The sequence below is a fragment of the Pseudomonas sp. PS02303 genome (assembly GCF_029959925.1).
GTDB classification, from domain to species: domain Bacteria; phylum Pseudomonadota; class Gammaproteobacteria; order Pseudomonadales; family Pseudomonadaceae; genus Aquipseudomonas; species Aquipseudomonas mandelii.
In genome coordinates this window covers 20559-28657 of sequence record NZ_JASCOM010000059.1, presented here as the reverse complement: position 1 = coordinate 28657, position 8099 = coordinate 20559, and the positions used below count along the sequence as shown (strand labels likewise).

The following is an 8099-nucleotide window of genomic DNA, read 5'->3' as shown; positions in this document are numbered from 1 at the left end:
AGCTTGCTCCCGCTGGGTCGCGCAGCGGCCCCAAAAAAGAGGGACCGCTACGCAGTCCAGCGGGAGCAAGCTCCCTCGCCACAGGTTCTGTGTCGCTCGTGAAGTGTTTCGCGGACTTTGATTAACGGCGAGTCAGCGGCTGTTGGGTGAATTTCACGCCCGCCAGACCCTGCGCAATCAACGCGCGGATATTGCCGTGGTCGTTGCCTTCAGGCGTGGCCACGACCGAGCGGTAATGCTCGCCAAAGGCCAACAGCGCCTCTTCATCGGTCAGGCCTTCCAGCAGCGCCAGGCCCAGGGTCTTGCACGAACCTTCGTTCTGCCCGGCGGCGTTTTCCACGCCGCCGTTGTTGAAAGCCTGAGGCTGGTAGTCGTAACCCGTGGCGATGAACGCCAGGGTGTCGGCGAAAACATGCTCACCGCTCTTGAGGCTGGCGCGCAGGGTGTTCAAATCACTCATTGGGTTTTCCTTTGGCGAACGCCGCTTGTTGTTCGGCGTTGGCTTCTTGCTGGTATTGGGCTTTCCACTCGGCGTAAGGCATGCCGTAAACCACTTCGCGAGCGTCATCGAGGCTGACCTCGATCTGGCGTTCGTCGGCGGCGGCCTTGTACCACTTGGACAGGCAGTTGCGGCAGAAGCCCGAGAGGTTCATCAGGTCGATGTTCTGCACGTCCTTGCGGCTGTCCAGGTGGGCGACCAGCCGGCGAAAGGCGGCGGCTTCAAGTTCCAGGCGTTGTTGATCGGTCATGTGGGCCTCTGCGAGGCAGCTTCGAGCGGTAAGCTTCAAGCTGCAAGATGGGTTGCGATGGCTTGTAGCTTAACGCCTGAAGCTTGAAGCTTGAAGCTTAGCGGCTTGCAGCGAGCGTAATCGACACCGACTCGGCGAATCGCAGGGCGTGGGGTTTGTCGACTTCAACTTCGGCGTACAACACCGACGCGTTGGCCATGACCAGATCGAGGATCTCCTGGGTCAGGCGTTCGAGCAGGGCGAAGCGATTGCCTTCCACGTGGGCGATGATCGCCTTGGTGATGGTCCGGTAATTCAGCGCGTGATCGATGTCGTTGTCACGCACCGCTTCCTGAGCGGCATACAGGATGGTCAGGTTGATCAGTACATCCTGCTTGTTGAGGATTTCATCCTCGTTGATCCCGATGAAGGTCCGCAGGCACAGGTCCTTGACCCGGATGCGTGCCATTCCTGGTTGAAGTTGTGGCATTGCTACTTGCTCCGTCCAATCAATTGCAGGAACTCCTGGCGGGTGGTGCTCGACTCGCGGAAGGCGCCGAGCATCACCGAGGTGTTCATGGTCGAATTCTGTTTCTCGACGCCGCGCATCATCATGCACATGTGCCTGGCTTCGATGACCACCGCGACACCGGCCGCGTCAGTCACCTGTTGCACCGCATCGGCGATCTGTCGGGTGAGGTTTTCCTGTATCTGCAGGCGGCGGGCGAACATGTCCACCAGCCGCGCGATCTTCGACAGGCCCAGCACCTTGCCCGTCGGAATATAAGCCACATGGGCCTTGCCAATGAAGGGCAGCAGGTGATGTTCGCACAACGAATACAGTTCGATGTCGGCGACGATGATCATCTCGTCGGTGTCTGACGCAAACAGTGCGCCGTTGACGATCTCCTCGACACTCTGGTCGTAGCCGTGGCAGAGGTACTGCATGGCTTTGGCTGCGCGAACCGGGGTGTCTTGCAGTCCTTCGCGGTCGGGGTTTTCGCCGAGACCGATGAGAATTTCGCGATAGCTCTCGGACAGGGCGTTCTGGTGCAGGGATAACGTCATGGAACATCCTCGCGGGGGCTGCTTATTTGAGGTGCCGTCCGCCATTGACGGTCAGGGTCGTGCCAGTGACATAAGGGTTGTCGAGCAAATAACGCAGGCTCTGGTAGATCACTTCGCTGCCGGGTTCGATGCCCAGCGCGGACTTGGCCAGGGCCTTGGCGCGGTATGCCGCGTTGTCGTCGGGGTTGAACATTAGCAGGGCTGGCGCGATACCGTTGACCTTGATTGTCGGCGCGTATTTCGCGGCGAAGGACAGGGTGAGGCTGTCGAGCCCGGCTTTGCTGGCGCAGTAGCCAATGTGTTTGCTGCTGCCCTTGCGGGTCACGTCATCGCTGATGTGCACGATGTCGGCGGGGCTTGAGCGTTCGAGCAAGTCGGCACAGTGCAGGTTGATCAGGTAGGGCGCCAGCATGTGCACGCTGAACATGCGGGTGAAGGCCTCGGCGTCGGTGTCCGGGGTTTCGGCCAGCCATTCGGAAGCGTTGTGGACAATGGCTCGCAGGCTGTCGGTGTGGGTTTTCAGTTGGGTGATGAACGCGAGGATCCCCGCTTCAGTGGAGAAGTCGGCAAATACCGCGGTGGCGCCCAGGTCGCGCAATGTCTGCACGCCTGGGCGTTCGCTGCGGTAACTGAAGATCACCGGATGGCCGTCTTCGAGCAAACGTTGCGCACAGTGCAGGCCGACACGCTGGCCGGCACCGGTGATGAGGATCGGAGCTGCGGAAGAGGTCATGAACGGCTCGCGTCGCGGTAAGAGCAAAACTATACCAGCGCACAGCGGCATTCACCTATCGCGGGGCTCCCACAAGGAGGGTCAGTGGTTTTGGGGAGTGGGCTCGGCGGGCAACGGGCGTGCTGGCGTGCTGTTCAACCAGCTGGCCAGCAGGCGGGTCGATAGCGGAATGAAGAAGTAGACCATCAACGGCGTCAGGCACAAGGTGCTGATGAGCACGCGGGGCAGCAGGCTCATGTCGTCGAGCAACGGCCCCATTACAAAGTTGAACAGCAGGGAAACCGGAAAGAATGCCAGCCAGATTGCCACCGCCTGCTTCCAGCGGGGTGGGCGCTGGCCGACCGCGCCGAACCAGCCTTCAATGCCACTCACGCGATGTTCCGTCTTGTGCGCAAACAGATCGCTGCCGCGCGCCAGCCATGCAGTTCGCGAAGCGGAATGCTCCCAGGCGTGCATGGTTTGCTCGTTGGCAAAGCGGAAAATAATCTGGAATTCGTAATCGCCGGGCGGCGGAGCGAGCACACCTGAGCCGAGATAACCGGGGAAGTCGGTGGCCAGTTGTTCGCCTTCGCGCAACCAGGCCATCAGGTCCTGATAACGCCCATCGGCGACGCGGCGCGCAACCATCAGCGTGACGGGTGAGGTAGACATGGTGAATCTCCGTATAACAGATGCGTCACTCCGGGTAGGAGTTTCGCCAGGCGCAGCGCCGGGGTGATGGGCTGCGTCTTGAGACAAGCAAGGATTATTCCTGATTCTGACGGATACGCCAGCGACATTCGTCGTTTATCAGTCTTGAACAAGCATGGGGTGGAAGAGTTAGAATGGGATCCAATTTTGCGCGCGGACTTCAATTGCCACATGCCTGTCCTGACTGAAGGTGTCCCAGATTTGCAGCGAGGAGCTGCACTGGAACAGGAAGAGCTGTTTCCCATCCGTGAAGTAGCGCGCCTGACGGGTATCAACCCCGTTACGTTGCGGGCATGGGAGCGACGATATGGCCTGATTCAGCCCACACGCACCGAAAGCGGGCATCGGCTGTACTCGATGGCGGATATCGAAAAGGTCCGCAGCATTCTCGGCTGGATTGATCGCGGCGTCGCGGTCAGCAAGGTCGGCAAGATACTGGCCAAGACCGAGCCGCTAAAAGCCCTGGCGAAAATCATTCCCGACGAACTCGTTCAGGCTGACTACGCCCAGTGGCAGCAGGAGGTTCAGGTGGCGGTGACGGCGTTTGACGAGGTTAAGCTGGAGCAAGTCTATGGACAGATTTTTTCCAGTTACCCCCTGACCGTGGTGTTTCAGGACATCCTGATGCCGATCTGGAAGCTGATGCTGCAGCGCCATCACGCGTTCGGTCAGACCAGCGAATGGCTGTTTCTGGATGGTTTCCTGCGTTCTCGTGTGTTGCAGCGCATGTTGCTGGTGCGCGTCATGCAGCCTCGACGCGTGATTGTCTGCGCCTTGGCCGATCAGGCTCATGAACTCGAAGTGCTGGTCACGGCGCTGTACCTGAGCAGTGTCGACTCGGCTATTCAACTGCTGTCGATCGGTCAGCCCTTCGACGAGTTGACCCTGGTTTGCGAGCGTATCAAGCCCACGGCACTGGTGCTGGTGTCCAACCACGCGCCGGCCCCCGAGTTGCCTCGACGTCTGAATCGACTGGCCTTGAGCCTGGATTGTCAGTTGCTGCTGGCTGGCGATGCGTCGGACCTGGCACAGGACAGCCTGGCCGGATCGTCGATCGGTTGTCTGGGAAATGAGGGGATGGTGATGCGTCAGCGTTTGAAACAGTTCCTGGCAGGAAACCTGGATACCTGAGATCAGATGTGCAGGGCGGGATGTGTCAGACGATGTTGCTGAAGGATGTACTGACGCAGACGTTCGGTCTCATCCTTGTCGCTCTGGCTTAATTCGTAAGCGTAGAAACCTTGCTCGGTTTCACGCTCGAAGGTGCCGCGCAATGCAATCCGCTCATAGCCTGACGGACTGAACCACAACGCGAAGTGTTTGGGCGGTTTGGTCTTGTTGCGAACTTCCAGCAAAACCCCTTTGAACGATATTTCATGCACCCACATCGTGCCGGGCTGGCCTTTGGCATTTTCCAGCGCCACCGGCTCTTCAAGCGTCAGGCGCCATGGTCGTACCATTGGCCCGTCTTCATAAATACTCGGCACGCCCAGACGCAAATGCAGCGCATGAAATTCGTCTTCCACCAGATGCAGCGGAAAGGTCATTTGCTGGTTTTCGAAATTGGCCTGGATGGTGACTTGCTCATGGGCAGCCAGGCGCGTGAGCAAATCACGGATTTGCGATCCACCGTTGACGAGCAGACTCGACGTCGCATCCCGCACATTGAGCTGGGGGTTGTGTTGCATGGTCTGGATGAAATCCAGCTCATCCTGTGTCAGGAGTGCGTCGCGTTGCATGGCTTGCTCGAAAGGAATAGTTACAAAGTCATCGGTGATTGTAGTTAATGACCATTAATTCGCTGTTTTGTTTTTACCGTTCGTCGCTTTCAGCGCGGCAAGCTCGGCCTGCATCTCAGCCAATTGTGCTTCCAGTTGCGCAACTCGCTGCTGTGCCTTGACCTGCACCGTAACGTCTTTCTGCACGCCTACAAAATAAGTTTGCCCATCGCTTTCGTTCTTCACTGTAGAAAGGGACAGTTCATTCCAGAACGGGGTGCCGTCCTTTCGGTAGTTTCTCAGGATTTCCCGGCAGGAACCGCCAAGGGTCAACGCTTTGCGAATCGCGGTGAGGGCTTCTTTTTGATCCCGGTCACCGGCCTGCAGGAAACGGCAATCCTGGTAAAGAATTTCTTCGCTGGTGTAACCCGTCAGCCGCTCGAACGCCGGGTTTACGTAAATCAGGATGTTGTCCTGGTCACCTTCCTTTTCGGCAATCACGATGCCGTCGTTGGAGGCGTTGATTACCATTTGCAACAGTTGAGCGTTGATCATCGGAGAATCCTTTCCGTATTGATAGGGATTTGCATTCTAAAAGATCAAACGAGCCCGTGCTGTTAATATCTGTGTCTTTTACAGCTTCAGGATCGATTGATGAAAGTTGCCATCATTTCCGGCTCGGTGTACGGCACGGCAGAAGAAGTTGCCCGCCACGCCGCCTCTCTTTTAAACGGCGCGGGTTTCGAAACCTGGCACAACCCGCGCGCGACACTGGCCGATGTCCAGGCCTTCGGCCCGGAAGCATTTCTGGCGGTGACGTCGACCACCGGCATGGGTGAATTGCCGGATAACCTGCAACCCCTGCATTCGATGATCCGTGACCAATTACCTGCTGCCTGGCGCGGTTTGCCGGGAGCGGTGATCGGCTTGGGCGATGCAAGTTACGGCGATACGTTCTGCGGCGGCGGCGAGCAGATGCGTGAGTTGTTCGCCGAACTGGGCCTGCGTGAAGTGCTGCCGATGTTGCGTCTGGACGCCAGCGAAAGTGTGACTCCGGAAACCGATGCCGAGCCTTGGCTGGCCGAGTTGATCAGGGTGCTGCGGAGCTGACCGGCCGCTCGCGCAGCAGGGCAAGCCAGGCTTGTGCGGCCTTCGACAAGTACGCACCCTGCCGCCAGATAAAGGCAATGTCCCAGCGTAACGAATCCGGGGCATTCAAGGTCAGGCGCACCACGCCTGGCCGCACCAGCCCACGCGCCACCACGCTGGGCAGCAGCACCACGCCTTGGCCGGCGGCCACCAGTGCGGCAAGAAAATCCGCCTGGCCGCTGCGCCCACCTTCCTTGGGTGTGAACCCCAGCTGATGACAAGCCTGCAGCAACCGGTCGTTGAGCACGAAGCTGCGTTGATACAGCAGAAACGGCGTATCGGCCAATTCCTCCAGTCCGATCACTGTCTTGGTCGCCAACGGATGATCGGCGGGCAGCAGCGCATCCAGCGGCTCATCGCAGAAAGGCTGAAAGGCGAACTGCGGATCCTTCGGCAACAGACTGCCACCGAGTTCGAGCTCACCACTCAACACCGCCTGTTCGATGTTCAGGCTACCGCCCTCCAGTAACTGAATGCTGATGTTCGGGTAGCGCCGCCGGTACTCGGCAAACAGCCCGGCGAACAGCGCGTCACTGCCCAGCAGCGGCAGTCCCAGACGCAATTCCCCGCGAGCCAGTTGGCTCAAATCGTCCAACTCACTGAGCAACTCGTTGCGCAGCCGCAGCATGCCTTCGGCCCGTTGCAGCACCACGCTGCCGGCGGCGGTCAGGCGCAGTTGCGAACCCAGGCGTTCGAGCAACGGTGTGCCCAGGCTTTGTTCCAGCTGGGCGACTTGCTTGCTCACCGCCGATTGGCTGATGTGCAGAGTCTTGGCGGCTTGGGTAAAACCCCCTTGGTGCATCACTTCGACGAAGCTGCGTAGCTGCTTGAATTCCATGCGCCTGATTCCAGATTGGAATAGAGCCGAGTCTAACAATTCGTTTCGGGGATAGCAGCCCGCTCCGTAAAATGAGCATCTGTGAGGACCGAAACCATGAATTCATCCATCTTCAAACGCCTGGCTCGATTGACCGCTGAACTGGCCGTGCTGCTCGGCATCTACCTGCTCGGCTGCGAAATTGCCGCGGGGTTGGCTTGGCCGATCCCGGGTGGCGTGATCGGCATGGCGCTGTTGCTGCTGGCTTTCGCGGTTGGCGGGATCAAACCGGCGGCGTTGCAAATGGGGGCCGGCCTGTTGATGGCCGAGATGCTGCTGTTTTTTATTCCTGCGCTGATGAGCCTGCTCGATTACGGCAGCCTGATGCGCGACGACTGTTGGCGGATTCTGCTGGTGATCGGCGTGAGTACGCTGATGGTGATGCTGGTCACCGCGTTTACCGTGGAAGGGGTGGTGCGGTTGCGGAGGTCCCATGAAGCTTGAGCTGATGCCGATGTTCTGGCTGGCCTTCACGCTGTCGGCCTATTTATTCAGTCGCTGGATCTACCGGCGCACCGGGCGTTATCTGCTGTCGCCGCTGATTCTGGTTCCGGCGCTGCTGCTGGCCCTCGCTGTGCCGCTGCATACCGCGTACTCGGAGTATTCGAAAAACACCCATTGGCTGATGTGGGTGCTGGGGCCGGTGACCGTCGCGTTCGCCGTGCCGATCTGGCAACAGCGGCAGATGCTGATGCGGTATTGGTCGGCGTTGTTGCTCGGAATGCTGGCGGGCAGTGCGGCGTCCATCGGCACCTCGTTCGGTCTGGCCAAGGCGCTGGCGCTGGACAGTTCGGTGACGATGTCGCTGGTGCCACGCTCCATCACCACGCCGTTTGCCATGCCGCTGGCTCACGACCTCGGTGGCGTGCCGGAACTGACGGCGGTGTTCGTGATGTTCACTGGCGTGTTCGGGGCGATGCTCGGCGGCATTCTGCTGAAGTGGCTGCCGTTGCGCAGCGCCCTTGCGCGCGGTGCGTTGTTTGGCGTCGGCGCGCACGGTGCCGGTGTCAGTCGGGCCCATGAAGTGGGCGGTGAGGAAGGTTCGGTTGCGGGGCTGGTCATGGTGCTGACAGGGCTTTTGAACCTGTTTGCCGCCCCCTTGTTGGCGGCGGTCCTTTGACATGGATCCAGTCTTT

13 protein-coding genes are annotated in these 8099 nt (G+C 59.4%); 4 read left to right on the top strand and 9 right to left on the bottom strand.

The features are described from left to right. Positions 1-121 precede the first annotated feature (121 nt). The 6 genes from QMX98_RS15660 to QMX98_RS15635 all read right to left on the bottom strand — a co-directional run bounded on the left by QMX98_RS15660 (position 122) and on the right by QMX98_RS15635 (position 3180). On the bottom strand, positions 122-460 hold the full coding sequence (locus tag QMX98_RS15660) for a HopJ type III effector protein (protein WP_077750181.1): 339 nt from the start codon (positions 458-460) through the stop codon (positions 122-124). Next, positions 453-749 (bottom strand): DUF1244 domain-containing protein, encoded by a 297-nt coding sequence (locus QMX98_RS15655; RefSeq protein WP_008150700.1) that lies wholly within the window; start codon positions 747-749, stop codon positions 453-455. Before QMX98_RS15655 ends, QMX98_RS15660 begins: the two co-directional genes overlap by 8 nt. Before the next feature lie 97 nt (positions 750-846). Next, entirely contained in the window at positions 847-1218 is a 372-nt protein-coding gene (gene folX, locus QMX98_RS15650) for a dihydroneopterin triphosphate 2'-epimerase (protein ID WP_007970304.1), read from the bottom strand. A 2-nt stretch (positions 1219-1220) separates the two neighbouring features. Next, positions 1221-1796, bottom strand: a complete 576-nt coding sequence (gene folE, locus QMX98_RS15645) for a GTP cyclohydrolase I FolE (RefSeq protein ID WP_010463237.1) — start codon at positions 1794-1796, stop codon at positions 1221-1223. Between the two features lie 22 nt (positions 1797-1818). Continuing rightward, the gene (folM, locus tag QMX98_RS15640; RefSeq protein WP_010463235.1) at positions 1819-2529 is read right to left on the bottom strand and encodes a dihydromonapterin reductase; all 711 of its coding nucleotides are present in this window, start codon (positions 2527-2529) and stop codon (positions 1819-1821) included. Positions 2530-2610: 81 nt separating this feature from the next. Then, a complete protein-coding gene (locus QMX98_RS15635) occupies positions 2611-3180 on the bottom strand; it encodes an antibiotic biosynthesis monooxygenase (RefSeq protein ID WP_282411020.1) in 570 nt (189 codons plus the stop codon). A gap of 210 nt (positions 3181-3390) precedes the next feature. On the opposite strand from QMX98_RS15635, the gene QMX98_RS15630 reads away from it, so the two are divergent. Next, positions 3391-4350: a MerR family transcriptional regulator gene (locus QMX98_RS15630; protein ID WP_102594611.1), complete on the top strand. Its 960-nt coding sequence runs from the start codon at positions 3391-3393 to the stop codon at positions 4348-4350. 2 nt (positions 4351-4352) lie between these two features. Here the strand turns inward: QMX98_RS15630 and QMX98_RS15625 are convergent, their stop codons facing one another. Beyond that, complete coding sequence (locus QMX98_RS15625; RefSeq protein WP_010463228.1) at positions 4353-4958, bottom strand: hypothetical protein; 606 nt, start codon at positions 4956-4958, stop codon at positions 4353-4355. 54 nt (positions 4959-5012) lie between these two features. Next, a complete protein-coding gene (locus QMX98_RS15620; protein ID WP_010463226.1) occupies positions 5013-5492 on the bottom strand; it encodes a PAS domain-containing protein in 480 nt (159 codons plus the stop codon). Positions 5493-5591: 99 nt separating this feature from the next. Between QMX98_RS15620 and QMX98_RS15615 the strand changes: the two genes are divergently transcribed. Then, positions 5592-6047: a flavodoxin gene (locus QMX98_RS15615; RefSeq protein WP_282411019.1), complete on the top strand. Its 456-nt coding sequence runs from the start codon at positions 5592-5594 to the stop codon at positions 6045-6047. Here QMX98_RS15615 and QMX98_RS15610 read toward each other — a convergent pair. Continuing rightward, positions 6028-6924: a LysR family transcriptional regulator gene (locus QMX98_RS15610; protein WP_010463222.1), complete on the bottom strand. Its 897-nt coding sequence runs from the start codon at positions 6922-6924 to the stop codon at positions 6028-6030. The two genes, QMX98_RS15615 and QMX98_RS15610, sit on opposite strands and share 20 nt — an antisense overlap. Positions 6925-7020: 96 nt before the next feature. On the opposite strand from QMX98_RS15610, the gene QMX98_RS15605 reads away from it, so the two are divergent. Together QMX98_RS15605 and QMX98_RS15600 are read left to right on the top strand one after the other, a co-directional pair. Then, positions 7021-7407: a CidA/LrgA family protein gene (locus QMX98_RS15605; protein ID WP_282411018.1), complete on the top strand. Its 387-nt coding sequence runs from the start codon at positions 7021-7023 to the stop codon at positions 7405-7407. Next, a complete protein-coding gene (locus QMX98_RS15600; protein ID WP_221108297.1) occupies positions 7397-8083 on the top strand; it encodes an LrgB family protein in 687 nt (228 codons plus the stop codon). The genes QMX98_RS15605 and QMX98_RS15600 overlap by 11 nt, the downstream gene beginning before the upstream one ends. Positions 8084-8099 lie beyond the last annotated feature (16 nt).